Here is a 13923-nt window from a genome sequence, read left to right on the forward strand (position 1 = left end):
CATGCGCTAAACACTCCTACACTAAACGGCATGGCTGACAAGAAGAGCACGGAAAATGATGCACCGCTGTCCCTCGGTGCCGCGAAGAAGCTGACGGGCTTCTCAGAGACCAAGTTTAAGACTGAGAAGAACCGCGACAAGCTGAGCCTGGCCGGTGCCAAGCTCGTCGGCACCGGCAAAGAGTGGGAAATTCGCCCGAGCCAGCTCATTGCCCTTGGTTGGCTGAATGAAGATGGCTCGCCCTTGGCGATGAAGCCCCGCCGCCCCCGTGGTTCAGGACCGGTCTCGACTAGCCGTTCGCGCTACTCGGACATTGAAGAGAACGGTGACCTTGAAGCGCTGGACTCGCAGCTAGAGGACGAGAGAGAGTCTCTGACTTCCATCGATGAAGAAATCAAGCAGGTTGAAGAGAAGTTGGCTGAGGTGAAAAAGCTGGAGCAAAAGCGCCGCGAACTTACCACTCGCCGTAGCGATGTCGCCGCGCGTGCAAAGGCACTGACGAGCCGCATCGAAAAGGTCGAAGCAGATGTCGCCACCGAGGTCGAGCGCGTCCGCAAGAACGCTGAGTACCTGGAGAAGCGCGCCACTAAGTAACCCGAAGCCCGCTTCTAGGGGCGGGTCGTCAGTACGAACCTGACGTGGGGGACAGCAAAGGACCGGCACCTAGGTGCCGGTCCTTCTCTCGTTAACCACCGAGCAGGGAATCGAGTAATCCATCGTCTATGTCGTGGTGAATACCCTGAGCCACGACCCCTGGATCTTTGCCGTCGAGCACTGCCTGCATGAAGACCTCAGCCGAGATGCCTAGCTCAGCCGCCTCTGTACCCACGATGGCAGCGCACGAAATATCAAGGAAGTAAGGACCGCGCTCAGGCACGTGCCCATGCTGAAAGGCGGGGATGGAGGCAGTAACGATGAGCATTCCGTCTCGGATGCACTTGTGCTCATCGAGCATCAGCCCTTTGCTTTCCTCGATGTAGGACTCCGCGAGTTCGTAGACGCGCTCCCTCACCCAGCCGTATCTCCCGCTCATGACCGTGCTCCTTCAAGTAGCGAGCCAAACAAGCCAGCATCGATTTCGTTGTCTACAGTGCTTGGAATAGCTGCCCCGTCGAGTCCGGCAGCAGTCCGATCATGAACCATACCGGGCGCTGCGGGCGAGTCGAGAGTGGGATTCCCTTAGGGGAGGCACCTGTATCTTGAGCGGACCACGACTTCGGAGGGGTGCGTATGGCTTTGGGCGACGGCGACCCGACCACGGCTAACGAGGACGAGCTACGGCTCCGTGCCTTGCAGCGCACGCAGGATGAGAAACGATTTTCGCTGCTCATGGACCGCTATTTGGGCGCGTCGAGCCTGCACCGAATCGACCGGTTCATCTGGGCGGACAAGTACGAAGCGCCGTCCCTGAAGATAGCTAAGCCGATTCCCAGTGGCACCGAAGCGCTGCTCCAGCCAGGGGTCTTGCATGCCCTACGAGACATCCTCGAAGACGTTCTGACCTCGCCCGCGAAGAATGCGGAAGAAGACGAAGGGGCAAGTCATGAATGACATTGTGAATCGCTCTCTTGCCCGCCATTCACGTCCCGTTATACAAGAGAAGAACACCCGCAAACGCTTTGTCTTCGTGGGTCGTGTTAGCACCGAGACCGAGCGGGGGCTACAGGACGAGGAAGTCTCTCGAACTTGGCAGCTCAACGCCGCACGCCAAGCGGTGGGCGATGCAGGCGAAATCGTTCGCGAGGTCTTCGACTCACAATCGCGCGACATGCCCTGGAAGCGCCGCCCGAACGCAGCCGCTCTTCTCCATGAAATTGAGGACGACAGGCACGATTTCGACGCAATTGTGGTTGGGGAGGCGAAGCGCATGTTCTCTTCCAACCAGCTTGAGCACGTCCACACCACCCTGGCGAATCACGGAGTCGAACTGTGGATTCACGGAATCGGGCGGTACGAACACTCGAACATGAGCCACCGCCTGCTACTAGCGCTTGAAGGCGTTCTGGGAGAGAACGAGGTCGCCACCATTCGGAACCGCGTTCGCAACTCGATGAACGGCATCGCGGCTTCGGATGACCCTAGATGGATGGGTGGCACGCCACCTCTTGGTTACAAGCTAGGGAGACTTGATGACGGCGGGATCGCGCGCCCGTCTGCCAAGGGCTACACGAACACTCTCGTTATCCACGAAGCGGAGGCAATAGTTGTCCGACGCATTTTCGATGAGTACGTGCAGGGACGATCGTTCCGGCAGATTTGCGCAGGCTTGGAGCAAGACGGGGTTAGGACGAAGAACGGGGGCTCGAAGTGGAGTACTTCTTCGATCCACTCTGTTCTCCGCAACGCGACGTACATCGGCTTCCGCATCTACGGGAAGCAGCGAAAGACTCGCGTGCCTTTCGACGAGTCGGACCGCAGCATGGGCACGGTGGTCAAGAAGAAGCGCTTCCACGAAGTCGAGCCGGTCGCGAGCCCTTCCAGGGTCTACCCGGTCCTTATCGACGACGAGGTATTCGAGCAAGCGGCTGATTTGCTGGAGACTCGACAGGTGCGCCCCAACGCCACGCGAGCACGCACAACTCGAAGCGTCATCCCCCTTCAGGGTCTCGTGTTCTGCGAAGACCGGAAAATGGAGTCAGACCGCATCGTCAAAAGCGGCAACGTTCGCTTCCGGCTGCGAGGGGACCGCCTCGCGGGCAAACCAATGGTTTCGGTACCCGAGGCTTTGCTTGAAGCCTCGGTGAATCGGTGGCTTGCCACCGCTTTCCACCACCGCCGCCTGCCCGCAATATTGGCGCAATTAGGAGAGCGCTCGCCTGCGCTTGAACAAGAAGTGCAGCGCCTAAGAGAAGAGGAACGGGGAACTCTCCGGGCTCGGGATAATCTTCTTCGCGGCTTGGAAGACCACTACGACGACGCGCTGCGAGCCTCCTACGACCGAAAGCAAGCGGAGCTTCGCCTACTCCGGGCGCGCATCAAAGAAGCGGAGGAGTCGTCAGTGGACGTTGAGGATGCCGCCGTCATTCTGCGCACCATGAGCCGAGAGATGCACCGGATTCTTCAAGACGCGAGCCGCGAAAAACTCCGTACCCTCTACGAGCGCCTGAATATCCGGCTCGATTACCGCCATGAATCGAAAACCGTGCGCATCAGCCTGGTTCCGGCAGGCAAGCGCGCTGCGGCACCAACTGCACGCGCGTCCACCGCCATCGAACCGGTCATGCACCGACGAAAACCCCAGGGATCTCCCGACGAATCGGGGAACTCTGGGTGGGGTTTACGTACGTGCCCCTGGAGGGACTCGAACCCCCAACCCTTTCCTTAGGACGGAACTGCTCTTCCATTGAGCTACAGAGGCTGACCCCGCGAGTCTACCGAACCCGCGCCTCCTGCCGTCCGGCCCACCATGCACCCCGTTCGCGAAGATGAACCCCGATGAAGCGGGGTTCATCTTCGCAAACGGGGTTCATGGGCAGACGAGCGGGCGCCGGCGCCAGGCGTCACGCAGCGGCGAGGTACTCGTCCCAGTTCGCCTGCGTCCGCTCCATGCCGCGCACGACCCAGCCGACCCCGTGCGGTGGCTTGGGCGTGAAGAGCAGCTCCCAGCCCATCTCGTGCGGGGTGCGGTCGCTCTTGAGGTTGTTGCACTTGAGGCAGCACGCGACGAGGTTCTCCCAGCTGTCCGCCCCGCCCCGCGACCGCGGCTGCACGTGGTCGATCGTCGTCGCGGACCGACCGCAGTAGGCGCACCGGTGCGAGTCGCGGCGCATGACGCCCCGCCTCGAGACGGGGATCTGCCGGGTGTGCGGGATGCGCACGTACCGCGTCAGCACGATGACCGACGGGCGATCCCACGACGTCGCCGCCCCGAGCACGGGGTGTTCCGCATCGGCGGCGACGACGGTCGCCTTCTGGCTCATGACGAGGACGAGGGCCCGCCGGTCGGACACGACGGCGAGGGGCTCGTAACCGGCGTTCAGGACGAGAGTGCGCATGCTTTCCCTTTCGAAGCACCCTGGACGGCTTCCAGGGATTCGATCTCTCGGGGCTGCGCAGGCCCAACAGGCCCACCGATACGAAAAAAGCACCGTCACGAGGACGGTGCTCTGTCACATGGCGGGGTGTCGTATGTGCTCGTGCGACAGCGCACCCATGGTGCGGGTGGCGGTCGAACGAGGCATCTGACGCTCCTGGTCTCAGCGGAACTCCGAGATCGCCAGGTTAACCCCGGAAGGGTCGCACTGCCTAGAGGCAGGACGACCCTTCACAGGTTGTTCACGCGGGGCACCGCCCGGGCGCACGATGCCCCGGGAGGCGCGGTGTCCCGTAAGGCGCGGTGCCCCAGGAGGCGCGGGTCGCCTACGCCCCGTAGCGCACGTAGTGCACCGCGGAGGTCCACAGCGGGCGGACGCTGACCGAGCCACCGGGCTTCGGTGCGTCGAGGATCATGCCGTTTCCGGCGTAGAACCCGTCGTGCGACCCGTCGTTGAAGATGACGACGTCGCCGGGCTGCGCCTCGGCGGCCGAGATCGGCGTGCCCAGGGCTCCCTGGCGGGTGACCGAGTGCGGCAGCGAGATGCCGTACTGCGAGTAGACGTACATCACGAAGCCCGAGCAGTCGAAGCCGGCCGGGGTCGCGCCACCGAAGACGTAGGGCGTGCCGACGTACTGCAGGGCCGTCGCGTAGACGGCGCTGAGGCTGAACGCTCCCGGCGTGGCGACGGTGCCCGTCGCCGAGCTCGTCGCGGCGGCCACGTTCTGGGCGGCCGTCGGTCCCGTGTAGCTGGCGTAGCTCGCGGCCAGCGCCGCACGCTCGGCCTCACGCTGGCTGGCGAGGGCGGCCGCATTGAGGTCCGCCTGCGACGTCGCCGTGTAGCCGTCTCGGGTGGCGTCCGCGAGGGCGACGTCGTCCGCGACCGCGACGCTCTGCGCGTGGCTGGTCGACGAGCTCGTCGACGCGGCGCCGACGCTCGGGCCGTTCGCCGCCGCCGGGTTCGACGCGAACGCCGGCAGCGCCATCGTGCCGATCAGACCGGCGGTGAGCGTCATCACGGTCACCGAGACCACGCTGCGCTTGACCGACGGGCGGCCCGGGCGGGCGGCGGGCGCGGCCGTGGCCTGAGCGCGACGCAGCGACGAGCGGGTCGGCAGATCGGCGGGGGTGCGGGTGGCGACGGTGCGGTTCGGGCGCACGTCGGGGGTGTGGTCTGTGCCGGGGAGGGTCAAGAGGGTGGGTCTCCTGCGTCTCGACAGCTTTCGGGAAGCTGTCCCGTCCGTTCGTTCGTATCGCGACGACACACGGCAGGAGACGGGCGTGAAAGACGTCCTGCCACGGGTCCGGCGGCCGGTTCAGCAGCCTGGGGACTCAGCGACTGTAGCCCAGCGACCCCTGCGAGATCATCCTCGAGAGGGATATTTGTAACGAATCGGTAAACGACTGCGTGATCCGGCGCAGAACGCAGGAGGCGCGGCGCACGGACGCAAGAATCCCGCGCGGCCGCATCCCGCGTCGGTGACCGGTCAGAGCCCGACGTAGATGTGCTGTGCGACCTCGGTCGGCAGCTCGAGGCCCTCGTCGTGCCCCTCGACCTTGACGAAGACGTACGACCCCGCCGAGCGGAGGGTCGCGACGCCGCCCGGCAGCACGCCGGCGCCCTGCAGCTGCTGCAGCAGCTCGGGCTCGAACTGCACCGGCTCGGCCAGGCGACGGATCGGCCGGGTGACGCCCTCGGGGTGCTCGGCGAGCACGGCCACGAGGTTGACCACGCCGTCGAGGAAGCGCCCCGCAGGAGAGTCGCCGAGCTCGTCGAGCCCGGGGATCGGGTTGCCGTAGGGCGACTCGGTCGGGTGGTCGAGCATGTCGAGCAGGCGTCGTTCGACCTGCTCGCTCATGACGTGCTCCCACCGGCAGGCCTCGTCGTGCACGTAGGCCCAGTCGAGGCCGATCACGTCGGCGAGCAGGCGCTCGGCGAGGCGGTGCTTGCGCATGACGTGGGTCGCCTTCGCGCGTCCGTCGTGCGTGAGCTCGAGGTGTCGGTCGCCGGAGACGACGACCAAGCCGTCGCGTTCCATGCGGGCGATGGTCTGCGACACGGTCGGACCGGAGTGGCCAAGACGCTCGGAGATGCGCGCACGCAGCGGCACGATGTTCTCTTCTTCGAGGTCGAGGATCGTGCGCAGGTACATCTCTGTGGTGTCGACGAGATCGGTCAACAGGGGCCTCCCGGTGGAACACGTGGACTACCCCGCAAGCCTACCGGCTGCACGCTGGGCACCGCGCCGCGTCACTAGGATCGAGCGCATGGCGGACATCCGGATTCCCACTGACCTCTTGCCCACCGACGGCCGCTTCGGTTGCGGCCCCTCGAAGGTGCGGGCCGCCCAGCTCGAGCACCTCGTCACCGCCGGAGCGACGATCCTCGGCACCTCGCACCGTCAGGCCCCCGTGAAGGACCTGGTGGGTCGCGTCCGCGCCGAACTGGGCGAGCTCTTCCGCCTGCCCGACGGCTACGAGGTCGTGCTGGGCAACGGCGGCTCGACCGCCTTCTGGGACGCTGCGGCGTTCGGGCTCGTCGAGAAGCGGGCTGAGAACCTGTCGTTCGGCGAGTTCGGCTCGAAGTTCGCCAAGGCCGTCGCCGCCCCCTGGCTCGAGGCCCCCCACGTGGTCACCGCCGAGGGCGGCTCGTTGGCCGAGGTCGAGGTGCTCGAGGGCGTCGACGTCTACGCCTGGCCGCACAACGAGACCTCGACCGGCGTCATGGCCCCGGTCACCCGGGTCGCGGGCGACCCCGGCGCCCTCACCGTCGTCGACGCGACGAGCGCGGCGGGCGGCATCGACGTCGACGCCTCGCAGGCCGACGTCTACTACTTCGCCCCGCAGAAGAACTTCGCGAGCGACGGCGGCCTCTGGTTCGCGCTCTTCTCCCCCGCGGCGATCGAGCGCGTCGAGCGGATCGCCGCCAGCGGCCGTTACGTCCCCGAGTTCCTGAGCCTCAAGAACGCCGTCGACAACTCGCGGCTCGACCAGACGTTGAACACGCCCGCCCTGACGACCCTGCTGCTGCTCGAGGACCAGACCCGCTGGATGCTCGAGAACGGCGGACTCGCCTGGGCCGACGCCCGCACGCGCGAGTCGTCGTCGGCGCTCTACGACTGGGCCACCGCCTCTGAGTACGCGACCCCGTTCGTCGTCGACCCGTCGCACCGTTCCCAGGTCGTGGCGACCATCGACTTCGCCGAGTCGATCGACGCCGCCGCGATCGCGAAGGTGCTCCGCGCCAACGGCATCGTCGACACCGAGCCCTACCGCAAGCTCGGCCGCAACCAGTTGCGCGTCGCGACCTTCACGGCCATCGAGCCCGACGACGTCCGCCAGCTGATCCGGTCGATCGAGTTCGTCGTCGACGCCCTCTGACCGATCGCCCGCACGACGAAGGCCCCGACACGATCGTGTCGGGGCCTTCGTCGTGGTCCGTCCGACCCCAACGCGGGAGGCGCGGGTCGGGCCTGAGGGACTACTTCCGTCGCCTGCTCAGCGGGTCCTCGTCCTCGCCGTCCCAGTCGTCGTCGTGCGAGTCGTCGTCGAGGTCCGCCTCGGGGTGCGCGGCCGGCACGACGGGTGCGTCCACCGCCCGCCCGGAATCGTCGGAGTCGTCGTCGGAGTCCTCGGAGGCGTCGACCAGGTCGTCGATGTCGACGCCGTCCACGTCGCCGCCGTGCACGATCGACCCGCGCTCGTCGTCGGACTCGTCCTCGTCGTCCGCGTCGTCGTCGTCCGAGTCGTCTTCGTCGTCGTCCTCGTCCGACTCGTCGTCCTCGTCGTCGCCGTGCGCCTCCTGGGCCTTCATGTCGGCGAGGCGGTCGGCCCACGGCACCCAGTCCGGGGCGAGCAGGGCGCCGTCACCGGGCATGAGCTCGGCCTCGAGCACCGAGGGCTCTTCGCCGTCGAGGTGGGCGACGCTGACCGTCCAGTGCCAGCCGGGGTAGCCGGGCAGCAGCGTGGCGAAACGCACCGAGGTGACGCCGGGCTCGTCGTCGACCGGGTCGGCCTCGGCACCGATCGTCTCGTCGGGCGTGATCTCGGTGAGGGCGCGACGGGCGAGCTCGGACCAGGGCGTGCGCGTGGCGGCCTCAGGCATCGAACGAGTCCGCGACGGTGCGCAGCAGCACGGCGATGCGGGCGCCGTTCTGCGGGTACCGGCCGTGACGGAGGTCGCCGCCGGCCTTGTCGAGCACCTTGACGAGGTCTTCGACGATGACGGCCATGTCGTCGGCGGAGCGACGGTTCATCTTGGCGAGGCTGGGGGCGGCTTCGAGCACGCGGACCGACAGGGCCTGCGCGCCGCGCTTGCCGTCGGCGATGCCGTACTCGAGGCGGGTTCCCGCCTTGACACCCACGGTGCCGGCGGGCAGGGCCGACGCGTGGAGGAAGACCTCTTGGCCGTCATCGCTGCTGATGAAGCCGAAGCCCTTCTCGTCGTCGTAGAACTTGACCTTGCCGGTGGGCATGACTGGACCTCTCGTGAAGACGGGTGACCCTGAGGGTGGGTCGCCCCAGCTTAGATCGCCGGGTAGGGCCGCACCGCACTATCGTTGACCCGTGGCCAAGAAGATCGAACCGAGTGCGCCCTCTGACGTCAATCGTACAGAGCGCGTCCTCCTCTTCATGATCCTCGCCATCGTCGTCGTCTCGGTCCTCGCGTTCTTCACGAGGTTCGTGGGCGTGGCGACGGGTGTCACCGACTTCACCGCGGGCGTCTGGCCCGCACTCACGATCCTGCCCCTCATCGGGCTCCCGATCGCCTTCGCGATGCTCCTCGCATTCGTGGTGGCGAGCGCCGTGCGTCGCAGCCGCGACTCACGGGGCACCAGACGGTAACCGCAGACCCGGGCTGCACGACGGCTGGAGGCCTCGACCATGGCTAGTGCACTCGACCTCGCAGGCGTCCTGCGCGCCATCGACGACGACGACCTGTTGCGCCGCCTCGCTCGACGGCAGGTCCGGGCGTCGAGCGTCCACGACGCCTTCGACCTCGCGGACGTCCTGCTCGAGCCGGCCAGCGTGCGCGACGCCCTCGCCCACCTCGACCGCGTCGCGCTCATCGTGCTGCAGGTCGTGCGGGTGCCGGGCGACGTCGACGCCGTGCACGAGCGCATCGACGCCGCCTTCGAGGTCGACGGCGAGACGGTGGCCGCCGCGCTCGACCGCGTGGACGAGGCCTTCCTCGTGGTCCGCCGCGGCGACTCCGTCTCGACCCTCGACGCCGTGGGCGAGCGACTCGACGACGACCCCGCCCTGGCCCTCGAGGTCCTGACCTCCGAGCGACCGCCGGTCGTGCTCGAGACCGTCCTCGACCAGGCCCGCGACGACGCCGACGCCCGCTCGGCCGAGCGGCTCTACGCCGTCGTCATCGAGGTGGCCGAGATCCTCCGTGCCCTCGAGCAGTCACCTGCCCGCGAGCTCGCGAAGGGGGGCCTGGCCCTGCCCGAGTCGAGGCGCCTCGCCGAGGCCGCCCGCATCGACGTCGACGACGTGGCGACCGTGCTCGCCATCGCCGTGCGGGCCGGGTTGGCCGCGCCGAGCCCGGACGGCTGGGTCGTGGCCGCCGACGCGACCGACTGGCTCCGCGCCTCCTGGCCCGACCGGTGGCAGACGCTGACGCGGGCCTGGCTCGCATCGCTGCCGACCGAGATCCTCGCGGTGCTCGAGCAACGCGTCGACACGTCGTGGGGACTGCCGCTGCGCGAGTTCTCCGACTGGTCCTACCCGGCCGGCGGCAGCTGGATCACCGAGCGCATCGCCGCGTTCTCGCGCAGCGCCGAGGTGCTGGGCCTGACCTCCGACGACACCCCCACCTCGGCGGCCGTCGCCCTGTTCCGCGACGGTCCGGCCGCCGCCCGCACCCGGGTCGCCGCCCTGCTGCCCGACGCGGTCGAGCAGGTCTACCTGCAGCACGACCTCAGCGTCGTGTCGCCCGGGCCCCTGTCGCCCGCCATCGACGCCCGGCTCCGCGTCATCGCGGTGGTCGAGAGCGCAGGCCTCGCGGCCACCTACCGCATCACCGAGGGCGGACTGCAACGGGCCCTGAGCGAGGGCGAGTCCGCCGATTCGCTGCGCGAGTTCCTCGGCGGCATCTCGTCGACGGGCATCCCCCAGCCGCTCGACTACCTGATCCAGCAGAGCGCCGAACGACACGGGCGCTACCGAGTCCGCGCGATCGCGCCGGGCGGCGCCCCCGCGGGCGTGCCGGGCGACGCGCTGTCGCTCGTGGTCTCGGACGACCGTGCGAGCCTCGACACCCTCGAGGTCGACCAGTCGCTCTCGCCCCTCGCCCTCACCCGGGTCGACGCGACGACCGTGGCGAGCCGGTTCGAACGCGACACCGTCTTCTGGTCGTTGAGCGACGAGCGCTACCCCGTCGTCGTGGTCGACGAGGGCGGTGCCGAGGTCGTCCCGCCGTCCCGACGCCGACCCCGGCGACCGGCCCCGATCGAGACGCGTGACCCGCTGCGCGAACTCGTCCAGCGTCTGCACACCGACCCCGGCTCCGGTGACGAGTCCACCGACCGTGCCTGGATCGCCCGCCAGCTCGACGCCGCCGTGAAGGGCCGTCTGACGGTCACCGTGACGGTCGCGATGCCCGACGGCAGCACCACCACCCTCGACATGGAGCCCACCGGCATCGGCGGCGGACGCGTCCGCGGTCGCGACAAGAAGTCCGACGTCGAGCGCACGCTGCCGCTCAAGAACGTGGTGGCGGTCGCGAGTCGCGACTGAGGCGGGCGCCCCTCGTCGGCCGAGCCGCGCCTCCTCGTCCTGCCGGGTGGGCGCCGACCGGTGCCCGGCTGTGAGAGCCGAGACCTGGCGCGCCTAGACTCGACCCTCATGACCGGACCCCTGATCGTGCAGAGCGATCGCACCGTCCTGCTCGAGGTCGCGCACGAGCAGGCGGAGGACGCGCGGCACGACCTGAGCGTCTTCGCCGAGCTCGAGCGCGCTCCCGAGCACGTGCACACCTACCGCATCACCCGCCTCGGACTGTGGAACGCACGGGCGGCCGGGCACAGTGCCGACGACATGCTCGGCACGCTCGAGAAGTACAGCAAGTTCCCGGTGCCGCAGAGCGTCAGCGTCGACATCGCCGAGACCGTCGCCCGCTACGGCCGCATCGTTATCGAGCGCGACGGCGACCAGTTGCTGCTGCGCGGCACCGACAGCTCCGTGCTGAGCGAGGTGACCCGGGCCAAGAAGGTCGGCGAGCTGCTCGGCGTCAAGCGGGCCGACGACCTGTGGGAGCTCCTGCCGTGGGCGCGCGGCGAGGTCAAGCAGCAGCTCGTCAAGCTCGGCTGGCCCGCCGAGGACCACGCCGGTTACACGCCCGGCACCCCGCACGCCATCGACCTCGACGAGAGCGACTGGCACCTGCGCGACTACCAGCAGAAGGCGATCGACAACTTCTTCGAGGGCGGCTCGGGCGTCGTCGTGCTGCCCTGCGGCGCCGGCAAGACCCTCGTGGGGGCCGGGGCGATGGCGGCCGCCGGCACCACCACGCTGATCCTCGTCACGAACACCGTCTCCGCGCGACAGTGGCGGGACGAGCTGCTCAAGCGCACCTCGCTGACCGAGGACGAGATCGGCGAGTACTCCGGCTCGGTGAAGGAGGTCAAGCCGGTCACCATCGCCACCTACCAGATCCTCACGGCCCGCCGCGGGGGCAAGTACACGCACCTCTCGCTGCTCGACGCGCTCGACTGGGGCCTGGTCGTCTACGACGAGGTGCACCTCCTGCCCGCGCCGGTCTTCAAGCTGACCGCCGAGCTGCAGGCCCGCAGGCGCCTCGGCCTCACCGCGACGCTGGTCCGTGAGGACGGCCGCGAGAGCGACGTCTTCAGCCTGATCGGCCCCAAGCGCTTCGACGCCCCGTGGAAGGAGATCGAGGCCCAGGGCTTCATCTCGCCGGCCTCGTGCTACGAGGTGAGGGTCGACCTCCCCCAGGAGGCGCGGCTCGAGTACGCGGCCTCCCCCGACGACGAGCGCTACCGGTTGGCCGCGACGGCCCCGGCCAAGCTCGACGTGGTCAAGCACCTCGTGGCCCGGCACGACGGCGAGCAGATCCTCGTCATCGGCCAGTACCTCGACCAGCTCGACGAGCTCGCCGCGGTGCTCGACGCCCCCACGCTGACCGGCAGCACGGCCATCGACGAGCGCGAGCGCCTCTACCAGCGCTTCCGCGACGGCGACCTCAAGGTGCTCGTCGTCTCGAAGGTGGCCAACTTCTCGGTCGACCTGCCCGAGGCGACCGTGGCCATCCAGGTGAGCGGCTCGTACGGGTCGCGGCAAGAAGAGGCACAGCGACTCGGTCGTCTGCTGCGGCCGAAGAAGTCGGGCTTGCCGGCCTCGTTCTACACGCTCGTCAGCCGCGACACGGTCGACCAGGACTTCGCCCAGAACCGTCAGCGGTTCCTGGCCGAACAGGGCTACAGCTACACGATCCTCGACTCGCCGGTGGTCGCCGCGTGAGCGACGCCACGGACGCCGACCTCCCCCTGGGCGACGACGAGCTCTGGCGCGACAGCCTGCGAAGGGTGTTCGCGGCCGACCAGGCCCCGTTCGCGACGTTCGGTCCGCTCGTGGCCTCCCTCGACCACGACGCCATGGAGTTCCGCGGCCAGGTCGCCCGGTTCGCCGAGTGGGACCCGTCCGTCGTCGTGTCGGTCGCCCGCACCTACGAGGTGCAGGGCGGCCTCCACGCGGGGGCGACCCTCAGCATCGTGACCTGGAGCCCCGATCCCGAGGTGATCGAACGCAGCGACCTGCTCGCCGGGTCGCCGGTCAAGGACCACCTGTTCGCCGGCCTCACCGCGATCGGCGCCACCGACGACGCCTCCGAGGCCCAGGTCGTCGCCGCCTCGGTCGAGGAGTTCCCGGGGTGGCAGATCACCCGGGCCTCGGGCTACACCGCGGTGCTCGAGCGGCGCGAGGGCGTCGACTTCACGCTGGCCGTGCCCGACGAGCTGCTCGAGCTGACGACGCGCGTCGCCCTGGTGCCCAACGTCGAGTGGTCCGCCCCCGACGCCTGAGCGTCCGCCTCCACGATCATGCGTCCCGCCGTCTCGGCCATCTGAGGGCTGCCGCTCCGGGCACGTGCGGGTGACGTGCCTCCGGCTCACAGGAAACACCGAGGAGGCGCGCAGATACTTGGGCGCATGAGTGACGGCCCCAAGATCCTGATCGTCGACGACGAACCGAACATCCGCGACCTGTTGACCACCAGCCTGCGTTTCGCCGGCTTCGCCGTCCGTGCGGTCGGCAACGGCGCGCAGGCGATCTCGGCGGTCCTCGAAGAAGAACCCGACCTGATCATCCTCGACGTGATGCTGCCCGACATGAACGGGTTCGGCGTCACCAAGCGCCTCCGCTCGTCGGGCTACACCTCGCCGATCCTCTTCCTCACGGCGAAGGACGACACCGAGGACAAGATCACGGGCCTCACGGTCGGCGGCGACGACTACGTCACCAAGCCGTTCAGCCTCGACGAGATCGTCGCGCGCATCAAGGCGATCCTGCGTCGCACGATGAACGAGGACGAAGACGCCATCATCCGTGCCGGCGAGCTGACGATGGACCAGGACACCCACGAGGTCACCATCGGCGAGACCGCGATCGAGCTCAGCCCCACCGAGTTCAAGCTGCTCCGTTACCTCATGCTCAACCCGAACCGCGTGCTGTCGAAGGCCCAGATCCTCGACCACGTGTGGGAGTACGACTTCAACGGCGACGCCGGCATCGTCGAGAGCTACATCTCGTACCTGCGTCGCAAGCTCGACCAGTTCTCGACGGAGCCCATCATCCAGACCAAGCGGGGCTTCGGCTACATGCTCAAGGCCACGAAGGCCTGACCACCAGCCCTGGTGCGCGAACAC

15 protein-coding genes and 1 tRNA gene are annotated in these 13923 nt (G+C 68.1%); 9 read left to right on the plus strand and 7 right to left on the minus strand.

Translation table 11 applies throughout. The features are described from left to right. The first annotated feature begins 30 nt into the window (after positions 1-30). Positions 31-594, plus strand: a complete 564-nt coding sequence (locus ARTHRO9V_RS12235) for a hypothetical protein (protein ID WP_159827578.1) — start codon at positions 31-33, stop codon at positions 592-594. Between the two features lie 91 nt (positions 595-685). Here ARTHRO9V_RS12235 and ARTHRO9V_RS12240 read toward each other — a convergent pair whose 3' ends face one another. Beyond that, positions 686-1033, minus strand: a complete 348-nt coding sequence (locus tag ARTHRO9V_RS12240) for a hypothetical protein (protein ID WP_159827580.1) — start codon at positions 1031-1033, stop codon at positions 686-688. A 197-nt stretch (positions 1034-1230) separates the two neighbouring features. Between ARTHRO9V_RS12240 and ARTHRO9V_RS12245 the strand changes: the two genes are divergently transcribed. Further along, positions 1231-1551, plus strand: a complete 321-nt coding sequence (locus ARTHRO9V_RS12245; RefSeq protein WP_159827581.1) for a hypothetical protein — start codon at positions 1231-1233, stop codon at positions 1549-1551. Between the two features lie 535 nt (positions 1552-2086). Next, positions 2087-3325 carry a recombinase family protein gene (locus ARTHRO9V_RS16020; protein ID WP_370516209.1) on the plus strand — a complete coding sequence of 413 codons (1239 nt, stop codon included), beginning with the start codon at positions 2087-2089 and terminating at the stop codon, positions 3323-3325. Here the strand turns inward: ARTHRO9V_RS16020 and ARTHRO9V_RS12255 are convergent. The 4 genes from ARTHRO9V_RS12255 to ARTHRO9V_RS12270 all read right to left on the minus strand — a co-directional run bounded on the left by ARTHRO9V_RS12255 (position 3287) and on the right by ARTHRO9V_RS12270 (position 6213). After that, positions 3287-3358, minus strand: a tRNA-Arg gene (locus ARTHRO9V_RS12255). The genes ARTHRO9V_RS16020 and ARTHRO9V_RS12255 overlap by 39 nt on opposite strands. A gap of 142 nt (positions 3359-3500) precedes the next feature. Next, positions 3501-3995 carry an HNH endonuclease gene (locus ARTHRO9V_RS12260; RefSeq protein WP_159827583.1) on the minus strand — a complete coding sequence of 165 codons (495 nt, stop codon included), beginning with the start codon at positions 3993-3995 and terminating at the stop codon, positions 3501-3503. Between the two features lie 364 nt (positions 3996-4359). After that, positions 4360-5193: a C40 family peptidase gene (locus ARTHRO9V_RS12265; protein ID WP_157485169.1), complete on the minus strand. Its 834-nt coding sequence runs from the start codon at positions 5191-5193 to the stop codon at positions 4360-4362. Positions 5194-5520: 327 nt separating this feature from the next. Beyond that, the gene (locus ARTHRO9V_RS12270; protein ID WP_056043076.1) at positions 5521-6213 is read right to left on the minus strand and encodes a metal-dependent transcriptional regulator; all 693 of its coding nucleotides are present in this window, start codon (positions 6211-6213) and stop codon (positions 5521-5523) included. 88 nt (positions 6214-6301) lie between these two features. On the opposite strand from ARTHRO9V_RS12270, the gene serC reads away from it, so the two are divergent. Then, the gene (gene serC / locus ARTHRO9V_RS12275) at positions 6302-7414 is read left to right on the plus strand and encodes a phosphoserine transaminase (RefSeq protein WP_056228870.1); all 1113 of its coding nucleotides are present in this window, start codon (positions 6302-6304) and stop codon (positions 7412-7414) included. Positions 7415-7514: 100 nt separating this feature from the next. Here the strand turns inward: serC and ARTHRO9V_RS12280 are convergent, their stop codons facing one another. Both ARTHRO9V_RS12280 and ARTHRO9V_RS12285 read right to left on the minus strand, forming a co-directional pair. After that, on the minus strand, positions 7515-8138 hold the full coding sequence (locus ARTHRO9V_RS12280; RefSeq protein ID WP_159827585.1) for a DUF3027 domain-containing protein: 624 nt from the start codon (positions 8136-8138) through the stop codon (positions 7515-7517). After that, positions 8131-8508, minus strand: a complete 378-nt coding sequence (locus ARTHRO9V_RS12285) for a cold-shock protein (RefSeq protein ID WP_043593516.1) — start codon at positions 8506-8508, stop codon at positions 8131-8133. The genes ARTHRO9V_RS12280 and ARTHRO9V_RS12285 overlap by 8 nt, the downstream gene beginning before the upstream one ends. A gap of 91 nt (positions 8509-8599) precedes the next feature. Between ARTHRO9V_RS12285 and ARTHRO9V_RS12290 the strand changes: the two genes are divergently transcribed. The 5 genes from ARTHRO9V_RS12290 to ARTHRO9V_RS12310 all read left to right on the plus strand — a co-directional run bounded on the left by ARTHRO9V_RS12290 (position 8600) and on the right by ARTHRO9V_RS12310 (position 13899). Then, positions 8600-8878 (plus strand): hypothetical protein, encoded by a 279-nt coding sequence (locus ARTHRO9V_RS12290; RefSeq protein ID WP_054146822.1) that lies wholly within the window; start codon positions 8600-8602, stop codon positions 8876-8878. Between the two features lie 39 nt (positions 8879-8917). Further along, on the plus strand, positions 8918-10777 hold the full coding sequence (locus tag ARTHRO9V_RS12295) for a helicase-associated domain-containing protein (RefSeq protein WP_159827587.1): 1860 nt from the start codon (positions 8918-8920) through the stop codon (positions 10775-10777). A 108-nt stretch (positions 10778-10885) separates the two neighbouring features. Further along, on the plus strand, positions 10886-12520 hold the full coding sequence (locus tag ARTHRO9V_RS12300) for a DNA repair helicase XPB (protein WP_056043095.1): 1635 nt from the start codon (positions 10886-10888) through the stop codon (positions 12518-12520). After that, on the plus strand, positions 12517-13080 hold the full coding sequence (locus ARTHRO9V_RS12305) for a hypothetical protein (protein ID WP_056043098.1): 564 nt from the start codon (positions 12517-12519) through the stop codon (positions 13078-13080). Before ARTHRO9V_RS12300 ends, ARTHRO9V_RS12305 begins: the two co-directional genes overlap by 4 nt. A 126-nt stretch (positions 13081-13206) precedes the next feature. Continuing rightward, complete coding sequence (locus tag ARTHRO9V_RS12310; RefSeq protein ID WP_043593521.1) at positions 13207-13899, plus strand: response regulator transcription factor; 693 nt, start codon at positions 13207-13209, stop codon at positions 13897-13899. Positions 13900-13923: the final 24 nt, after the last annotated feature.

The organism is Frigoribacterium sp. 9N, from assembly GCF_902506305.1.
Classification (GTDB): Bacteria; Actinomycetota; Actinomycetes; order Actinomycetales; family Microbacteriaceae; genus Frigoribacterium.

Bases quoted from the DNA above. Each gene is read 5' to 3' on its own strand.
- ARTHRO9V_RS12235 (WP_159827578.1), top strand. From the start codon at position 31: ATGGCTGACAAGAAGAGCACGGAAAATGATGCACCGCTGTCCCTCGGT.
- ARTHRO9V_RS12240 (WP_159827580.1), bottom strand. From the start codon at position 1,033: ATGAGCGGGAGATACGGCTGGGTGAGGGAGCGCGTCTACGAACTCGCG.
- ARTHRO9V_RS12245 (WP_159827581.1), top strand. From the start codon at position 1,231: ATGGCTTTGGGCGACGGCGACCCGACCACGGCTAACGAGGACGAGCTA.
- ARTHRO9V_RS16020 (WP_370516209.1), top strand. From the start codon at position 2,087: ATGGGTGGCACGCCACCTCTTGGTTACAAGCTAGGGAGACTTGATGAC.
- ARTHRO9V_RS12260 (WP_159827583.1), bottom strand. From the start codon at position 3,995: ATGCGCACTCTCGTCCTGAACGCCGGTTACGAGCCCCTCGCCGTCGTG.
- serC (WP_056228870.1), top strand. From the start codon at position 6,302: ATGGCGGACATCCGGATTCCCACTGACCTCTTGCCCACCGACGGCCGC.
- ARTHRO9V_RS12280 (WP_159827585.1), bottom strand. From the start codon at position 8,138: ATGCCTGAGGCCGCCACGCGCACGCCCTGGTCCGAGCTCGCCCGTCGC.
- ARTHRO9V_RS12285 (WP_043593516.1), bottom strand. From the start codon at position 8,508: ATGCCCACCGGCAAGGTCAAGTTCTACGACGACGAGAAGGGCTTCGGC.
- ARTHRO9V_RS12295 (WP_159827587.1), top strand. From the start codon at position 8,918: ATGGCTAGTGCACTCGACCTCGCAGGCGTCCTGCGCGCCATCGACGAC.
- ARTHRO9V_RS12300 (WP_056043095.1), top strand. From the start codon at position 10,886: ATGACCGGACCCCTGATCGTGCAGAGCGATCGCACCGTCCTGCTCGAG.
- ARTHRO9V_RS12310 (WP_043593521.1), top strand. From the start codon at position 13,207: ATGAGTGACGGCCCCAAGATCCTGATCGTCGACGACGAACCGAACATC.